Source organism: Methylobacterium platani, assembly GCF_001653715.1.
GTDB classification, from domain to species: Bacteria; Pseudomonadota; Alphaproteobacteria; order Rhizobiales; family Beijerinckiaceae; genus Methylobacterium; species Methylobacterium platani.
In genome coordinates this window covers 184,075-200,600 of sequence record NZ_LWHQ01000006.1, presented here as the reverse complement: position 1 = coordinate 200,600, position 16,526 = coordinate 184,075, and the positions used below count along the sequence as shown (strand labels likewise).

Genomic DNA, 16,526 nt, shown 5'->3' with positions numbered 1-16,526 from the left:
ACCGCAGCAGCGGCCGATCGCCCGCAAATTTTTTAGACCGGGCTTGCACCGCATCTCGCAGAGAATGTCATTGCAATGCCGTCCTGTAAGTTCCTATCGATCCGATCTCACCAGTATAATATAGCGCAATCTATGAAAATAGATTCCAATATTAAACTTGTGTAAAATAATCACTCAAGGTTGACAAAATGTTTGCGATCTGTACATGAGTCGGCGCCCGCCGACGGCTGATTGATATGCATGCAAAAATCCTTTATGCTTGGCGCGATCTTGAATGAAACGATATCGTTCGTTCTTGACGAGTCTACGGGGGACCTTGCTTCAAATCGTCGGCGTGCTGGCGGTCGGAAAGGTCATCGCCAGCGGGATCGGTGAACTGATCGCGCAAGTCGCCGAGACGTGGCGGAACCTGAAAACGTCCGTCGCCGTTGGCGAGATGGCGAGCGACATGCGGTCGCTTTGGGATTGGCTCGTCTCGTGCTTATCTGCACCCACGGCAGCCGAATGGGTCATTGGAATCGCATCGGTCCTCGTTGTGAATTGGCTAAGGGTCAAGCTGTATGTAGATCCCAGGAGGGAGTCGGCGGCCGCTCACGCCAAGCGCGTCAAGGAGAAGGTGCCGAAAGGCAGGCCCGGTAACAAGAGTGGGAAAGGCAAGAAGCCATGACGCTTGAGCTGATTCTCTGGGCCGGCTTGATCGTCGTCGTTTACGCGGCGATCGCGAACCGTTTTCTCAAGGTGGCCGACTTCTACAAGCGGCGGGCGACCGACCTGGCAGGGGCGATGCTGCACGATCCGCACCTGTCGGACGAGCGTCGTAAGACCATCCTTGTGCTGATCCCGCGCCTTTCGCATCGGCGCATGGCTTGGGTGCTGGCGTTCGGTGTCGTGCCGTCGATCCTGGTGGCCTTGTGGCGCCGCCGCGGCCAGACCCGGAGCGAAGGCTATGCCGGGGTGCCGTCCAACCAGACGGAACGCTGGAAGCACCTGACGCTCGCGGTCCTTCTGGGGGGCGTTCTCGGCAGTCCTTTGGCGACGGTGTTATTGGGCGTGCAGCTTCTGGCACTCACGTTCGTCATTCCTTTCGCGCGGCTGGCAGATGTGCTGATGCAAAAATCGGCATCTGCCCTGCCTCCCGTAAAGAATGACCTGGCGCCGGTATAGATCGGCGCCCGTGTAAAATCGGGGGGGCTGCGATCCCTCTTTGTATTTTTGCATCATCGTTTCTGAGAATTATTGATCATATAATCTCGACATGATATTGTGGAGACTGAACAAATCTTCCATAGAAGAATGATTTGGAATTGCGAGCGTTTAAAAATCTGAGCCCACTCTGATTTATTTGCGAAATACAGTTTAAATCGTTTCGCACAATATATCCACAGGGTGAACATGTCGAATGCAGGCCCATCTTGGTAGGGCCACATTCGAGACGCGAGCAGGCGGCCGGACGAGGACGCCCGTGTCAGGCCCGCGCCGAAACCGCAATGTTAGCTCCTGAACGGATCAAGCCGGCGCACGTTCTCCCGCGGATTCGGGACGGACCGGCGGGAGGGACCGGCATGCGGAACGACGGGAGAGCGGCGGCGGAGACGTCCCGGCGGGACGGGTGCGCACGATGAGGCTCGTGGTCTTCGGCCTGACGATCAGCTCGTCCTGGGGCAACGGCCACGCCACCCTGTGGCGGGGCCTGTGCCGGGCGCTGGCGCGACGGGGCCACAGCGTGGTGTTCTACGAGCGCGACCTGCCCTTCTACGCGCCCCACCGCGACCTGGCCGAGATCCCGAACGGGCGCCTCGTGCTGTTCTCGGGCTGGGACGAGATCCGGGAGCGGGCCGCCCGCGACGTGGCGCAGGCCGACGTCGCGATGGTGACGTCCTACTGCCCGGACGCGCTCGCCGCCACCGACCTCGTCCTGAACGGCCGGGCGCTGCGGGTGTTCTACGACCTCGACACCCCCGTCACCCTCGACCGGCTGCGCCGCGGCGAGGCGGTGGAGTATGTCGGCCCCGACGGGTTTCGCGGCTTCGACCTCGTGCTCAGCTATACCGGCGGTCCGGCCCTCGCGGCGCTCTGCGACGATCTCGGTGCGGCCCGTGCGGCGCCGCTCTACGGGCATGTCGACCCGGAGGTGCACCGGCCCGCGGCGGCAGAGGCCCATTATGCCGCCGACCTCTCCTATCTCGGTACCTACGCGGCCGATCGGCAGGCCAAGGTCCTGTCCTGCCTCGTCGAGCCGGCCCGGCGGCGGCCGGACCGGCGCTTCCTGATCGGCGGGGCGCAGTACCCGCCGGATTTTCCCTGGACCGACAACATCTTCTTCGTGCGTCACCTGGCCCCGCAGGAGCACCCGGCCTTCTACGCCTCGTCGCGCCTGACGCTGAACGTCACCCGGGCGGCGATGGCCGCCATGGGCTGGTGCCCGTCGGGCCGCCTGTTCGAGGCCACCGCCTGCGGCGCCGCGTTGCTCAGCGACGCCTTCGACGGGCTCGACGCCTTCTACCGGCCCGGCGAGGACATCCTGCTCGCCGAGACGCCGGACGCCGTGCTCGCCGCCCTCGACCGGGGCGATGCAGCCTTGCGCCGCATCGCCGAGGCCGGGCGGGCGCGCACCCTCGCCGCCCACACCTCCGCGCACCGGGCGGCGGAGCTGGAGGCCCTGCTCGAATCCGCCCGCACCCCGATCGCGCGAACTCCCTTGACCCGACCTTCCGTGACCCGACCTTCCGTGACCTTGGAGGCATGAGACCGCATGTGGGGCATCGTTCCGGCCGCGGGCCGCGGCAGCCGCATCCAGCCGCTCGCCTTCTCCAAGGAGCTCCTGCCGGTCGGCAGCCGCCTGCGCGACGGGGCCGAGCGTCCCTGCGTGGTGAGCGAGTACGTCGTCGAGCGGATGATCCGGGCCGGCGCGGACAAGATCTGCTTCGTGATCGCCCCGGGCAAGTCCGACATCGTCGAGTATTACGGCTCCGGCTACGGCCCGGCGCCGATCGCCTACGTGGTGCAGCCGCGCCCCGAGGGCCTGTGCGACGCGCTGTTCCGCGCCCTGCCGCTGATCGCTCCGGACGAGCCGGTGCTGGTGGGGCTGCCCGACACGGTGTGATTCCCGGATGACGGCCTGGCGCGGCTGCCGGCGGAGGGCCTGTCGTTCCTGCTCTTCCCGGTCGAGCGGCCGGAGCTGTTCGACGCCGTGGTGCTCGACGGCGACGCGGTGCGGGAGATCCAGGTGAAGAGCCGGGACGCCGCCTCGTCGTGGGTCTGGGGGGCGTTCAAGCTCACCGGCGGCATCCTCTCCGAGCTCCACGCCCTGTGGCAGGCGCGGCAATGCCGCGACGAGTATGTCGGGACCCTCGTCAACGCCTGGCTCGCGGCGGGCGGCCGGGCGACGGGCGTGCGCGCCGGCAGCGCCTACGTCGATACCGGCACGCTCCACGGCTACCGCGCCGCGATGGCGCTCCTCGGGGCCGAGGATGCCGGGGAGGGGGCGCAGGGCCGGCGGCTGTCGCTCGGCCATCCGAAGGGCGACGAGACGCGGCCGGTCCCGTGAGGCCGCTCACCATCCTGGCCGTCGCCTATCCGTTCGCGCCGGTCGGCCCCGACGCGGTCGGCGGGGCCGAGCAGGTGCTCGCCCGCCTCGACGCCGCCCTTGCGGCGGCGGGCCACCGCTCGGTCGTCGTGGCGCGGGCGGATTCGCGGGTCGCCGGCACCCTGGTGCCGGTCCCGGCCGAGGGCGGGCCGATCGACGACGCGGCGCGGGAGCGCGCCCGGGCCCGCCACCGCGCCGCCATCGCGCAGGCCCTGCGCGACCATCCGGTCGACCTGATCCACCTGCACGGGATCGATTTCGCCGAGTACCTGCCGCCGCCCGGCCCGCCGGTCCTGGCGACGCTGCACCTGCCGCCCGCCTGGTACCCGTTGGAGGCCCTGCACCCGCGCCGGCCCCGGACCTGGATCCACGGCGTCTCCGCGGCGCAGGCCCGGGCATGCCCGCCCGATCCCGCCCTGCTGCCGCCGATCCCGAACGGCGTGCCGGTCGAGGCGCTGGCGACGGCGCGCCATGCGAGGCGGGGCTTCGCGCTGGCGCTCGGGCGGATCTGCCCGGAGAAGGGGTTCCACCACGCGCTCGCGGCGGCGCATCGGGGCGGCTTCCCGCTGCTGCTCGGCGGCCAGGTCTACGACTACCCCGCCCACCGGGCCTATTTCCGGCGGGAGATCGCCCCGCGCCTCGACCGGTCCCGCCGATTCCTCGGCCCCCTGGGCTTCGCCCGCAAGCGCCGGCTCCTCGCCGCCGCCCGCTGCCTCGTGGTGCCGAGCCTCGCGCCGGAAACGAGTTCCCTCGTCGCCATGGAGGCGATGGCCTGCGGCACGCCGGTGGTCGCGTTTCCGAGCGGCGCCCTGCCGGAGATCGTCGAGCCCGGCCGCACCGGTTTCCTGGTGGCGGACGAGGCCGGGATCGCCGCGGCGGTCGCGGCGGCCGGCACCCTCGATCCCGAGGCCTGCCGCGCCGTCGCCCGGGCGCGGTTCTCGGAGGCCCGCATGACGGCGGCCTATCTCGCGCGCTACCGCCAGATCGTGGCCGCCTGAGGTCCCCGCGATCCGGGATCCGTGCCGCGCCTCGGCGGACCGATCGACCGCCGATCCGCCGCGAGGAGTTCCATCCTTCAAATGAAGGATGGGTGATGCCGGTCAAGACGAGGCGACAGGTGCCTTTTCGCACCGAACATCGACGCATGACTGTTATATTATCGAAATCGACACTTGGTAAGGCGTTTCAAGCCGACCCGATCGTGGTATGTTCGACTGATGATGATCGCGAAATTTGTGGATAATGCATCAAAAGAAGATTTATGTCAGTTTTTGTATCACTAAAGCATCTTTACTAATTTAACTATATACTTAATCAGTCGATACTAAAGTACATATTTTGTGATTATATTTAGTCGACATTGATCGATCGTAGCTGTCTTGTGGCGTCTCATCTCGAAATCGTCGCCGCGAGTTGCGGCCGGCGGTGCCGTTCCGGCATCGACGGTCCCTGCCCGGGCGTCCCAGCCGGCGAGCGGTGCCGGCTCGCCCGGGTCTCGTCCCGCGCGAGCCCCTCGTGCCGCGACATCCGGCGATCGAACCGGTCCCCGACCGGAGCACAGGGAGGTACGACATGACCGACCCCGCACTCTTCTGGAACGACGTGGCGATCGAGGTGGCGCGACGCGACTTCGATCCGTTCCCGGGTCCGAACGGATCGCCGATGATCATGCCGGAGCAGGGCGGGCCGACGCGCACGTCCCGGGCCCTCGCGATGGTCCATCTCGCGATGTACGAGGCGTTCGCGCTCTCCGATCCGCCGGACCGCCTCACGCCCTACGGCCTCGCCGTCCCGCCGGATCGCGGAGCCTGGGCTGCCGCGGCGATCGGCGGGGCCGCGGCGCGCGCCCTGCGCGACCTGTATCCGCGCCAGGCCGTCTTCGTCTCCGACCAGTTCGCCGCCTTCGCCGCGATGCTGCTCGGGTCCGGCATGGCCCCGGGCGACGTCGGCCGCGGTCAGCAATTCGGCGAGCGGGTCTTCGCCGCCATGGCGGCGCTTCGGCAGGGCGACGCCCCGATCGTGTCGCAGCCGGACGACAAGAACTTCACCTTCCTCGACGGCCGCCATCAGCCCGATCCCTACGCGAGCGACCAGGGCCGCCTGAATCCGCTCTGGGGCCAGTTGCCGGCCTTCTGCAGGAAGGCGGTCAGGCAGGACGGGACCGTGGCCGTCTACGATCACCACGAGTATCTCGATGCGCCGCCCGGCCACACCCCGGGGAACGTGGACCAGGGCTACCGGGACAGTTTCAACGAGGTCAAACAGTTCGGCGGCGCGGATTCTGCGGCGCGCAGTGTCGATCAGCGGATCATCGCCACGTTCTGGGCCTATGACGGCGCGTGGCGGATCGGGACGCCCCCGCGGCTCTACAACCAATGTGCCCGCGCGATGATCGCCGCGTTGGCGGAGGCGGGGACGACCCTGACGACGCCGCAAGTGCTGCGGCTGCTCGCGCTGATCAACATGGGCATGGCGGATGCCGGCATCATCGCGTGGCAGGCGAAGTACGATTACGATCTCTGGCGCCCGGTCGTCGGCATTCGCCAGCAGGATGACGGCCTGGGCTATGACGGCGGCGCCCTCGCCGCAGTGACGGACAGCGATCCGTTCTGGAAGCCCCTGGGCATGCCGCGCACGAACCAGGTCGGCATGTTCAACCGGACGCCGAACTTCCCGGCCTACCCGTCCGGCCACGCCTCGTTCGGCACCACCTGCTTCGAGATCCTGCGGCGCTTCCTCAACGAGGAGGCCGGCGGCAACAAGCCGTCCTTCGTGGTGAAATCGGAGGAGTTCGACGGGAAGAACGTGGATCCCGACGGGTCGGTGCGGCCCGTCCACCACCGGACGCTGACGCTCGCCGAGGCCATCCGGGAGAACATCGAGTCCCGCGTGTACCTGGGCGTGCATTGGCGATTCGACGGGGAGGACCGGACCAGGACGCATGGCTGGGGCGGCGACGCCCTCGGCCGCAAGCTCGCACGGCGGATCTTCAAGCGCTGCCTGACCAGGAAGGCGACTGCGACGGCGGCGAAGACCGCGACGACATCGACGCCGTCGTCGTGACGAGACGTCGCCCGCGCCGGGAGGCGACGTCTCGTCACGCTCCCGGCAGGATTCTCGACCGCAGGGGAACCAAGATGATCCCGACCATCCGCGACGTCGCGCGCAGATATCCGACCTGGGCGGATTTCATGTCCGCCGTCACCGGCCCCGAGGCGGGGTCGGTCGGCGGTCGCCCGGGAGCCGGGGGGCCTCCCGGGCGAGGACCTGGACGGGATGGTGCGGGAAGTCCGGCGCGGCGCCAATGCCGGCAATGCCGGCCCGCTCGTCCAGGTCGACATCGACGCCCTCACGAACAAGTACTGCGCCATCCGCCGCGCCGCCCATAGCTGGAGCGGCGCCCGATCGCCCCGCGGTCGCGCGCCGCGCGGGGCTTTCCATCTTGCCGCGTCGTCCGACGAACCGGCATCCACGTCGTCGGGCGAGGCTCCGGCCGGCCCGCGACGGGCGCCTCACGCGATCGTCGGCACGATCCCGCCCTCGACCCGGAGGCTCGCGCCGTTGGTCGCCGCCGCGAGCGGGCTCGCGAGATAGGCCACCAGCCCGGCGATCTCCTCGGGCTCGATCATCCGGGCCAGCAGCGAGAGCGGGCGGTGGACCCGGAAGAACTCCGCCTCCAATTCCGCTGCCGGGGCGTCCGGATCGGAGGCGACGCTTTTCAGGAAATCGACGATGCCCTCGGAGCGGGTCGGGCCGGGCAGGACGGAATTCACCGTCACGCCGGTGCCGCGGGTGCGCTGCGCCAGGCCCCGGGCGATGGTGAGCTGGGCCGACTTCGTCACCGCGTAGTGCAGCATGTCGGTCGGCGGCACGAGGCCGGATTCGCTCGACACGAACACGATCCGCCCGGAGGACCGCGCCAGCATGCCGGGGAAATACGCCTGGGCGAGGCGCGCGCCCGAGACCACGTTGACCTCGAACAGGCGATGCCAGTCGGAATCGGTGATCTCCTCGAACGCCTTCGCTTCGTAGATCCCGAGGTTGTTGACCAGGACGTCGACCTCCGGCACCGCCGCGACCAGGGCCTTCGTCCCGTCGGCGGTCGCCGGATCGGCCAGGACGGTGCGGGGCGCCCGCGCGCCGGGCTCGGCGGCGATCGTCCGCGCCGCCGCGTCGAGCTTCTCCCGGTTGCGTCCGGGCAGCACCAGAGCGGCGCCCTCCGCCGCGAGGCGACGGGCGATGGCAAGGCCGATGCCCGCGGTGGCGCCGGTGACGAGGGCGGTCTTCCCGCCGAGCTTGAGGTCCATGGGTCGATCCTTCGCCTGTGAGAGCCCGAGATGACGTTTGCGGCGATTGATGACCAGCGCGCGCGCCGGCACGATGATCGTGCATAGGACGCATCAATGGGGCCGCCATGGACAACCGGCTGGGCGAGATGGAGGCCTTCGTGCAGGTGGCGCGCCGCGGCAGCTTCGCGGCCGCCGCCAAGGCCCTGCGGCGCACGCCCTCGGCGGTGAGCCGGGCGGTGGCGCGGCTCGAGGCGCGGCTCGGCGTCGGGCTGATCCGGCGCACCACGCGGGCGATGACCCTGACGCCGGAGGGCGAGCTGTACCTCGCCCGGGCGAGCGAGCTGATCGCCGAGTTCGACGCCATCGAGGACGGGTTCGGCCGCGACATCGCCCAGCCGAGCGGGCTCCTGCGGGTCAACGCCTCGGTGCCGTTCGGCCTGAAGCGGATCCTGCCGGTGCTGCCGCGCTTCCTCGTCGAGCAGCCGCGGATGCGGGTCGATCTCGCGCTCACCGACGACGTGGTCGACCTCGTCGAGGCCCGGGCCGACGTGGCGATCCGCATCGGCCCCCTGCGCGACACCCGCCTGCGCGCCAGGCTGCTCGGCCGCAGCCGCCTCGCGGTGGTGGCGGCTCCCGCCTATCTCGCGCGGGCCGGCATCCCGGACCATCCGGACGCGCTGCCCGGGCACAACTGCCTCAACTTCAGCTTCCGCCGCTCCCTCGACACCTGGCCGTTCCTGATCGACGGGGCGGTGGTGCAGCGGCCGGTGCACGGGAGCTTCTTCGGCAATTCCGGCGAGGCGGTGCGGCGGATGGCCCTCGGCGGCGCCGGCCTCGCCCGGCTCGCCCGCTTCCACGTCGACGAGGACATCGCCGAAGGCCGCCTCGTGCCGGTGCTCGATGCGTTCAACCCGGGCGATTCCGAGGACATCCACGCGCTCTATGCCGGGCACGAGCGGCTGTCCTCGCGCATCCGCTGCTTCGTCGATTTCCTCGCGGCCCACGCTTCGGTGCGGGCGTGACGAGCGCCGGCCCTACGCTGCCGCCTGCCCGGTGATCCAGTCCCGGAACCGCGCCACCTTCGGGGCGTCGGTCTCGGTCGGGGTGACGAGGAAGAAGCTGTAGGGGCTCGCCACCTCGTCGGGGAAGGGCCGCACCAGGCCGGTGCCGGAGACGAGGTCGCCCCCGAGCACCCGCGTGGCGAGGCCGACCCCGCCGCCGGCGGTGGCGACCTGCAGCACCATGAAGGTGTGGGTGAAGCGCGGGCCCCGCGAGGCGTCGACCCCGGACACGCCCGCCGCCGCGAGCCATTGCGGCCAGCCCACCGCCTCGAGGTCGATCGGGTCGTCGTCGTGCAGGAGGGTGTGGCGGGCGAGGTCCCGGGCCCTGCGCAACGGCGGCTCGCCGTCGCGCAGGGCCGGGCTGCAGACCGGGAACACGACGTCGTGCATCAGCAGGTCGGAGCGCAGGCCCGGGTAGCGCCCGCGTCCGTGCCGGATCGCCAGATCGGCGTCGTCGCGGGCGAAATCGACGAGGCGGTTGTTGGCCACCACCCGCACGTCGAGGTCGGGATACAGCGCGCGGAAGCTGCCGATGCGCGGGATCAGCCACAGGCTGGCGAAGGAATGCGTGGTGCTGACCGTCAGCACGTGGTCCTGGCCCTGGCGCCGCAGCCGGGCGGTAGCCTCGGCGAGGCCGTCGAGCATCTCGCCGGCCGAGGCCGCGAAGCGCTCGCCCGCCGGCGTCAGGGCGACGCCCCGGCTCGGCAGGCGGCGGAACAGGGGAAGGCCGAACCAGCCCTCGAGGATCTTCACCTGCTGCGCCACCGCGCCGGCGCTGACCCCGAGCTCGTCCCCGGCCTCGTGGAAGGTGGCGTGGCGGGACGCCGCCTCGAAGGCCCGCACGGCGTTGAGCGGCGGCAGGCGGCGGCGGGATCCCCGATCGAGAGCCATGGCGTGTCCCGGTGCTGCGTGTGGCCCAGATTTCCTGCGGCGACGGCCGAGGCGATCTGGTTTGCTCTCCGGGGCCCCGAAAGGCAATCTCTCCTCACATCGACCCGATCATCTCCCCGGAGAGAGCCATGACGAGCCTCGTCGCTGGCCGAGGAAACCTGCGCCTCGTTCCCGCCATCCGCCTCAGCCCCCCGCGCCGGCGCGACCCCGTCTCGCTGATCGAGCGGGTCGAGCTCTGGGCCGACCGCCGGCGCGAGCGCCGCGCCCTGCGCGGCTGCCCCGACGGCCTCCTCAAGGATGTCGGCCTGTCGCGGGCCGACGCCTTGCGCGAGGGCGGGAAGCCGTTCTGGATCGACTAGATCCGGATTCCGCCGACGGGGGATTCCACCGCAAGGAACGGGAGGATGCCGGGCTGCCCCTGGGGCATGGTGCGGCGTCCATCCCGGAGAACCCGATGCCGCCTGCCAACCGCCCGATGACCCCGTCCGAATGGGGCCTGCTCCTCGTCCTCTCGGTGCTGTGGGGCGGCTCGTTCTTCTTCGTCGGGGTCGCGCTCCGCGCGCTGCCGCCGCTCACCCTGGTGGTCCTGCGCGTCGGCCTCGCCGCCCTCATCCTCGGGCTCGTGCTCCGGGTGCGGGGCGTGCCCGTGCCGCGGGGCGGGCGGGTCTGGCTCGCCTTCCTGGGCGCGGCCTTCCTCAACAACGCCGTGCCGTTCTGCCTCATCGCCTGGGGCCAGACCCACATCGCCTCCGGTCTCGCGGCGATCCTCAACGCCACGACGCCGCTCTTCGGGGTGCTGGTGGCGCACGTCCTCACCGACGACGAGCGCCTGACCGGCAACCGCCTCGCCGGCGTGGTGGCGGGCCTCGCGGGCGTCGCCGTGATGGTCGGGCCGTCGGTCCTCGCCGGGCTCGGGGGCGAGGCCTTGGCGCAGGGCGCGGTGCTGCTCGCCGCGCTCTCCTACGCCTTCGCCGGCATCTACGGGCGGCGGTTCAAGCGGATGGGCATCCCGCCGCTCGCGGCGGCCGCCGGTCAGGTCACCGCCGCGTCCGTCCTCCTCCTGCCCGTCGCCCTCGCGGTCGACCGGCCCTGGACGCTGCCCGCGCCCCCCGCCACGGCGGTCGCGGCGGTGCTGGGCCTCGCCGCGCTCTCGACGGCGCTCGCCTACGTGATCTTCTTCCGCCTGCTGGCGAGCGCCGGGGCGACGAACCTGATGCTCGTCACCTTCCTGATCCCGGTCTCGGCGCTGCTGCTCGGCGCCCTGGTGCTCGGCGAGCCGGTGGTGCCGCGCCAGCTCCTCGGCATGGCGCTGATCGGGGCGGGACTCGTGGCGATCGACGGGCGGCTGTTGCGGCGGCGGAGACCCGCGGCGGCCGAGTAGCCGCCGCGGGCCGGAGCGGTCAGGCGGCGGATTTGCCCCGCATCGCGGCGTAGCTCGTCATCAGGTTGCGGTAATCCGGGATGTGGTCGCCGAGCAGCGTCGCCAGCCCCTCGACGTCCCGGCGCCAGTCGCGGTGCAGCTCGCAGGCGACCGCGAACCAGTTCATCAGCTGCACGCCGGCCGCCGACATCCGGTTCCAGGCCCCGTCCCGCACCACCGGGTTGAAGGTGCCCGATGCATCCGTGACGGCGAAGACCTCGTAGCCCCCGCGATCGCCGACAGCGCGACGAAGGCGACGCAGACCTCGGTGACGACGCCGGCGATGATCAGCTGCTTGCGGCCCGTCGCCTTCACGGCGGCGACGAAATCGGGGTTGTCCCAGGCGTTGATCTGGCCGGGCCGGGCGATGAACGGCGCGTCCGGGAACTTGGCCTTCAGCTCGGGCATGATCGGCCCGTTCGGGCCCTCCTCGAAGCTGGTGGTGAGGATCGTCGGCAACTCGAAGTAGGCGGCGAGGTCGGCGACCGCCAGCACGTTGTTCTTGAAGCGGTCGGGATCGAGGTCGCGCACCAGCGACATCAGGCCGGCCTGGTGATCGACCAGCAGGACGACGGCCTGGTCGAGGTCGAGGCGGTTGTAGGGCTTCGTCATCGTCGTCTCCATCGGGGCGGCCGGTCCGGCGCGGTGTCGATGGAGGGAGTATGTCCGGGAGGTTTCCGGCTGAATATAAAAACGATGGAAAACGATCGTTTCGGAAAGTGCGATGATGGCGCTGCGTCGGATGTCGGAACTCAAACCACGATGGGCACGTGCACGTCGATCACGATGCCCGGCCGGTCGGGGAAGATGAGTTCTCAGATCCACCGCTTGCGACGCTTGAAGCTCTTGAGATTCCGAAAGCTCTTCCTCTGGTCGCCGGCGCCGCCGAGGTAGAATTCCTTGACGTCCTCGTTGGTGCGCAACTCCTCGACGGTGCCGTCGAGCACCACCTTGCCCTGCTCCATGATGTAGCCGCGATCGGCCACCGAGAGGGCGGCGCGGGCGTTCTGCTCGACGAGCAGGATGGTGACGCCGAGATCCCGGTTGATCTGGCGGATGATGGAGAACACCTCCTTCACCAGGAGGGGCGAGAGGCCCATCGAGGGCTCGTCCATCAGGATCAGGCGGGGGCGGGCCATCAGGGCGCGGCCGATCGCCAGCATCTGCTGCTCGCCGCCCGAGAGGTAGCCGGCGGCACCCGTGCGCTCCTTGAGGCGCGGGAAGTAGGTCAGCACCCGCTCGAGATCCTGGCCGATCTCCTTGTCGCGGCGCGAGAAGGCGCCGAGGCGCAGGTTCTCCATCGGCGTCATGTCGGCGACGATGCGGCGGCCCTCCATCACCTGGAAGATGCCGCGGCGCACGATCCGGTCCGGCTCGATGCCGTCGATGCGGGCGCCGTCGAACACGATCTCGCCGCGGGTGACCTCGCCGTCCTCGGAGCGCAGGAGGCCCGAGATGGCCTTGAGCGTCGTCGACTTGCCGGCGCCGTTGGCGCCGAGCAACGCCGTGATCGACCCCGCCGGCACGTCGAGGCTCAAGCCGCGCAGGACCAGGATGACGTCGTCGTAGACGACCTCGACGTTGCGCAGGGAGAGGAGGGGGGCCGGCGCGGCATCCTGAGTCGGGCGTTCGAGAGTCATGACCTGCGACATCGGATGGCTCCAGGGGTGAGATGCGAGGTCGAACCCTCCCCCGCAGAGTGCAAGGCTGTTCGGGGAAAGAGATGGCGCGCCTCCCCTCTCCCGAGTGGGAGAGGGGCCGGGGGTGAGGGTGACACGCTTCAGTGTAAAGCGGTCACCGGCGTGCTGGCAGCGTGACGACTGAGCTTTACACGGAACCGTAGCACCCTCACCCCTACCCCTCTCCCATTCGGGAGAGGGGATCCCGCGCTTGATTTTAAAGCGGACTTTCTACGGGCAGCCCTGCGCAGAGGGGGGAGGGTTCAGAGTGAATCACCTGTCGAGGACGGGGCTCACCACCCCTGCCACTCGGCCTTCCGCGGCAGCGTCACGGTCTTGACCGGCTCGAGCTTGATCGTGCCGGCCTTCATCAGGTCGGGCAGCGCCCCGTCGGTCGGGCCGGAGACCTTGGCGCGGTAGATGTGGACCTCCATCATCCCGCGATGGTCGGTGGGCGACCAGGTCGAGGGGACGCAGACGCCCTCCATGCCGGCCGGCACCCAGTCCTTCTTCTGGTAGAAGCCCTTGCGGACGTTGGGGCCGGCCAAGCCCCCGTTGTCCTTGGCCCAGGCGAGCGCCTCGGTCATGTAGAGGGCGGCGCAGATCCCGGTGTAGTAGTGCACCGGCCGGTACGCGGTGCCGGCGGGATCCGACACCTTCGAGATCTCGGCGGCCGTCGCCATGCCGGGCGCCGTGCTGCCGCTCACCGCCGCGGTGCGAACCGGGAAGACGACGCCGTTCGCGGCCTCGCCGGCCGCCTTGGCGGCGTTCTCGTCCATGCCCCAGACGTTGCCCATGAACTGGATGTCGGTGCCGACCGACTTGCAGGACTTGAGCAGCGAGATGTTCGAGCCGCCGGTATTGCCGAGATAGGCGTAGTTGGCGCCGGCATTCTTGGCGGTGAGGCATTGCGCCGTGTAGTCGCCCGGTGCGAGCGCGAAGACGATCGCCGGCAGCACCTCGAAGCCGAGATCCTTCGCCATCGCCTCGCCGGCTTCCTTGGGCGAGTTCGGGTAGGGGTGGTTGCCGCCCATGTGGACGTATTTCGGCTTGCCGGTCTTGCCCTTGGCCTTCCAGTCGTCGGCCGCCCACAGCAGCATGGCGCGTAAGCCATCCGAGTAGGTCGGGCCGTAGAAGAAGTTGTAGGGCGCGGCCTTGGCCTTGCCGCTGGCGCCGGTCGGGTCGCTCACCTGCGCGGCGTAGGAGCCGGAGATGTAGGGCACCTCGTCCTTGGTGACGAAGGCCGAGAGCGCCTCGGTGTCGGCGGTGCCCCAGCCCTGGATCGCCGCGACCTTGTCGCGCCCGCCGGTCCATTTCTTGTAGAGGGCGACGGCGCGGGGCACCTGGTAGCCGTAATCGACCGATTCGACGGCCATCTTCTCGCCCTTGATGCCGCCCTTGCGGTTCACGTAGGCGAGGGCGTCGGCCACCCCTTGGGCGTAGGGCACGCCGACGTCGGAGGTGGCGCCGCTCTGGTCGGCGAGGTGGCCGATCGGGATCTCGGCGGCGAGCGCCGGCAGGCTGAGCGCGAGGGCGGCGGCCGAGGCGAGGGACAGGCCAAAGGACAGGCGAAGCATGGGTGACGTTTCCTCCGGTGGGTGGGCTGGTTCCTCCAGCCTCGTCGAGGGGTTCAGTGCGAGAACGGATACAGCTTCCAGTACGCCTTGATCTGGCGCCAGCGATGGGCGAGCCCGTCGGGCTCGAACATCAGGAAGAGCACGATCACGAGGCCGATCGCCATCTCGCGCAGGAAGGACAGGTTGTCCTTGAGCGACAGCGCCCGGTCGAGGGACGAGCCGCGGACCGCGTCGGTGATCCAGCCCATGGCCTCGGGCACCAGCACCATGAAGGCGGTGCCCATCAGCGTGCCCATGATCGAGCCGAGGCCGCCGATGATGATCATGCCGAGGAACTGGATCGAGAGCAGGATCCCGAAACCCTCGACCGAGACGAATTGCAGGTAGTGGCCGTAGAGCGCCCCGCCGATGCCGGCGAAGAAGGCCGAGAGGCCGAAGGACAGGGTGCGGTAGCGGGTGAGGTTGATCCCCATCATCTCCGCCGACAGGTAGTGGTCGCGCACGGCCACCAGCGCCCGTCCGTCGCGGGAGCGCATCAGGTTGGTGGCGAGCACGAAGGTCAGCACCAGGTAGGCCAGCACCACGTAGAAGTAGCGGTGGTCGGTGTCGAAGGCGAAGCCGAAGATCGAGAAGGCGTCGGCCGCCGTGCCGGCGACGCCGCCGGTGAACCAGTTCGCCCGGGCGAAGAAGTCCTGGAGGATGTACTGCGCGGCGAGCGTCGCGATGGCGAGGTAGAGGCCCTTGAGCCGGGCCGCCGGCAGGCCGAAGATCAGCCCGACCGCGGTGGTGATGACGCCGGCGAGCGGGATCGCGAAGAAGACCGGGATGCCATAGTTGTTCGACAGCCAGGCAGAGGCAAAGGCGCCGAAGCCGAAGAAGGCGGCGTGCCCGATCGAGATCTGCCCGGTGAAGCCGACCAGGATGTTGAGGCCGAGCGCCGCCACCGCGAAGTAGCCGATCTGGATCAGGAGGCTCAGCCAGTAGCGGTCGAGCACCAGGGGCGCGAGGCAGAGCAGCGCCAGTCCTGCCCAGACCGCGTAGCGGCTGCCGGCGGTCGGGAAGATGGTGGTGTCGGCGGCGTACGTGGTGCGATAGTCGCCGGCGGGGATCAGGCTCTGGGTCGCCATCAGACGCGCTCGATGTCGCGGGTGCCGAACAGGCCGTAAGGCTTGATCATCAGGATCACCACCAGGACGTAGAAGGGAACGATCTCGTAGAGGTTGCCCCAGTGCAGGTACTGGCCGTCGACGTATTGCGCGACGTTCTCCAATACCCCGATCACGAGGCCGCCGATGACCGCGCCGACGACCGAGTCGAGCCCGCCGAGGATGACGGCCGGAAACACCTTGATGCCGTAGAGCGACAGGGCCGACGAGACGCCGTTGACGATGCCGACGACGATGCCGGCGACCGACGACACCACCGCCGAGATCGCCCAGGCCATCGCGAAGACGTTGCGGACCGAGATGCCGAGCGACTGCGCCACCTGCTGGTTGAAGGCGGTGGCCCGCATGGCAAGGCCGTGCTTCGAGTAGCGGAAGAACCAGGCGAAGCCCGCCATCATGGCGACCGAGATGCCGAGGCTCATCAGGTACACGGTCTGGATCTCGAGCCCGAGCACCTGCACCGACTGGGTCTGGAAGATCGGCGGGAAGGGCTGGGCGAAGACCCCGAACAGCCACTTGCACAGGGCCTGGAAGAAGATCGACAGGCCGATCGTCACCATGATGACCGAGATGATCGGCTCACCGATCAGCGGCCGCAGCACCACCACCTGGAGGGCGATGCCGAAGACCAGCATGAACGCGAAGGTGATCCCCATGCCGACGAGGAACGGCAGCTGGTAGGTGGTGAGCAGCCACCAGCACACCCAGGCGCCGATCAAGAGAAATTCGCCCTGCGCGAAGTTCACGACCTGGCTCGCCTTGTAGATCAGCACGAAGCTCATCGCGACCACCCCGTAGAGGGCGCCGACGATCAGCCCGTTGACGACGAGCTGGAGCAGCAGATGGGTGTTCATGGC

General features: G+C 69.2%; 16 protein-coding genes and 1 pseudogene. 9 read left to right on the top strand and 8 right to left on the bottom strand.

Going from position 1 to position 16,526, the window contains the following annotated elements; genetic code table 11:
- Window positions 1-316: 316 nt before the first annotated feature.
- The 6 genes and pseudogenes from A5481_RS33225 to A5481_RS02370 all read left to right on the top strand — a co-directional run bounded on the left by A5481_RS33225 (window position 317) and on the right by A5481_RS02370 (window position 6,649).
- The gene (locus A5481_RS33225; RefSeq protein ID WP_156312216.1) at window positions 317-667 is read left to right on the top strand and encodes a hypothetical protein; all 351 of its coding nucleotides are present in this window, start codon (window positions 317-319) and stop codon (window positions 665-667) included.
- Window positions 664-1,164, top strand: coding sequence for a hypothetical protein (locus A5481_RS02390; RefSeq protein ID WP_048437576.1), 501 nt, complete (start codon window positions 664-666; stop codon window positions 1,162-1,164). The genes A5481_RS33225 and A5481_RS02390 overlap by 4 nt, the downstream gene beginning before the upstream one ends.
- Window positions 1,165-1,618: 454 nt before the next feature.
- Window positions 1,619-2,746 (top strand): CgeB family protein, encoded by a 1,128-nt coding sequence (locus tag A5481_RS02385; protein ID WP_048437575.1) that lies wholly within the window; start codon window positions 1,619-1,621, stop codon window positions 2,744-2,746.
- A 6-nt stretch (window positions 2,747-2,752) separates the two neighbouring features.
- A pseudogene (locus A5481_RS34515) lies at window positions 2,753-3,547 on the top strand (nucleotidyltransferase family protein).
- On the top strand, window positions 3,544-4,584 hold the full coding sequence (locus tag A5481_RS35650; RefSeq protein WP_064503756.1) for a glycosyltransferase: 1,041 nt from the start codon (window positions 3,544-3,546) through the stop codon (window positions 4,582-4,584). The pseudogene A5481_RS34515 and the gene A5481_RS35650 overlap by 4 nt, the downstream one beginning before the upstream one ends.
- A 415-nt stretch (window positions 4,585-4,999) precedes the next feature.
- Window positions 5,000-6,649, top strand: a complete 1,650-nt coding sequence (locus A5481_RS02370) for a vanadium-dependent haloperoxidase (RefSeq protein WP_210179209.1) — start codon at window positions 5,000-5,002, stop codon at window positions 6,647-6,649.
- Window positions 6,650-7,098: 449 nt separating this feature from the next.
- On the opposite strand, the gene A5481_RS02365 is transcribed toward A5481_RS02370, so the two are convergent.
- Complete coding sequence (locus tag A5481_RS02365; protein ID WP_048435440.1) at window positions 7,099-7,893, bottom strand: SDR family NAD(P)-dependent oxidoreductase; 795 nt, start codon at window positions 7,891-7,893, stop codon at window positions 7,099-7,101.
- Between the two features lie 107 nt (window positions 7,894-8,000).
- On the opposite strand from A5481_RS02365, the gene A5481_RS02360 reads away from it, so the two are divergent.
- The gene (locus A5481_RS02360; RefSeq protein ID WP_048435439.1) at window positions 8,001-8,897 is read left to right on the top strand and encodes a LysR family transcriptional regulator; all 897 of its coding nucleotides are present in this window, start codon (window positions 8,001-8,003) and stop codon (window positions 8,895-8,897) included.
- 12 nt (window positions 8,898-8,909) lie between these two features.
- Here the strand turns inward: A5481_RS02360 and gcvA are convergent, their stop codons facing one another.
- Window positions 8,910-9,827, bottom strand: coding sequence for a transcriptional regulator GcvA (gene gcvA / locus A5481_RS02355; protein WP_048435438.1), 918 nt, complete (start codon window positions 9,825-9,827; stop codon window positions 8,910-8,912).
- Window positions 9,828-9,955: 128 nt separating this feature from the next.
- On the opposite strand from gcvA, the gene A5481_RS02350 reads away from it, so the two are divergent.
- On the top strand, window positions 9,956-10,186 hold the full coding sequence (locus A5481_RS02350; RefSeq protein ID WP_053082469.1) for a DUF1127 domain-containing protein: 231 nt from the start codon (window positions 9,956-9,958) through the stop codon (window positions 10,184-10,186).
- A 95-nt stretch (window positions 10,187-10,281) separates the two neighbouring features.
- Entirely contained in the window at window positions 10,282-11,208 is a 927-nt protein-coding gene (locus tag A5481_RS02345) for a DMT family transporter (RefSeq protein WP_048435437.1), read from the top strand.
- 19 nt (window positions 11,209-11,227) lie between these two features.
- On the opposite strand, the gene A5481_RS35055 is transcribed toward A5481_RS02345, so the two are convergent.
- The 6 genes from A5481_RS35055 to A5481_RS02320 all read right to left on the bottom strand — a co-directional run bounded on the left by A5481_RS35055 (window position 11,228) and on the right by A5481_RS02320 (window position 16,523).
- Entirely contained in the window at window positions 11,228-11,398 is a 171-nt protein-coding gene (locus A5481_RS35055) for a cysteine hydrolase family protein (protein WP_245239000.1), read from the bottom strand.
- On the bottom strand, window positions 11,374-11,859 hold the full coding sequence (locus A5481_RS02340; RefSeq protein WP_245238998.1) for an isochorismatase family protein: 486 nt from the start codon (window positions 11,857-11,859) through the stop codon (window positions 11,374-11,376). Before A5481_RS02340 ends, A5481_RS35055 begins: the two co-directional genes overlap by 25 nt.
- A 203-nt stretch (window positions 11,860-12,062) precedes the next feature.
- Complete coding sequence (locus tag A5481_RS02335; RefSeq protein WP_048435436.1) at window positions 12,063-12,899, bottom strand: ABC transporter ATP-binding protein; 837 nt, start codon at window positions 12,897-12,899, stop codon at window positions 12,063-12,065.
- A 320-nt stretch (window positions 12,900-13,219) separates the two neighbouring features.
- Entirely contained in the window at window positions 13,220-14,503 is a 1,284-nt protein-coding gene (locus A5481_RS02330) for an ABC transporter substrate-binding protein (RefSeq protein ID WP_048435435.1), read from the bottom strand.
- A 53-nt stretch (window positions 14,504-14,556) separates the two neighbouring features.
- Window positions 14,557-15,630, bottom strand: coding sequence for a branched-chain amino acid ABC transporter permease (locus A5481_RS02325; RefSeq protein ID WP_048435434.1), 1,074 nt, complete (start codon window positions 15,628-15,630; stop codon window positions 14,557-14,559).
- Window positions 15,630-16,523 carry a branched-chain amino acid ABC transporter permease gene (locus A5481_RS02320; protein WP_048435433.1) on the bottom strand — a complete coding sequence of 298 codons (894 nt, stop codon included), beginning with the start codon at window positions 16,521-16,523 and terminating at the stop codon, window positions 15,630-15,632. Before A5481_RS02320 ends, A5481_RS02325 begins: the two co-directional genes overlap by 1 nt.
- Window positions 16,524-16,526 lie beyond the last annotated feature (3 nt).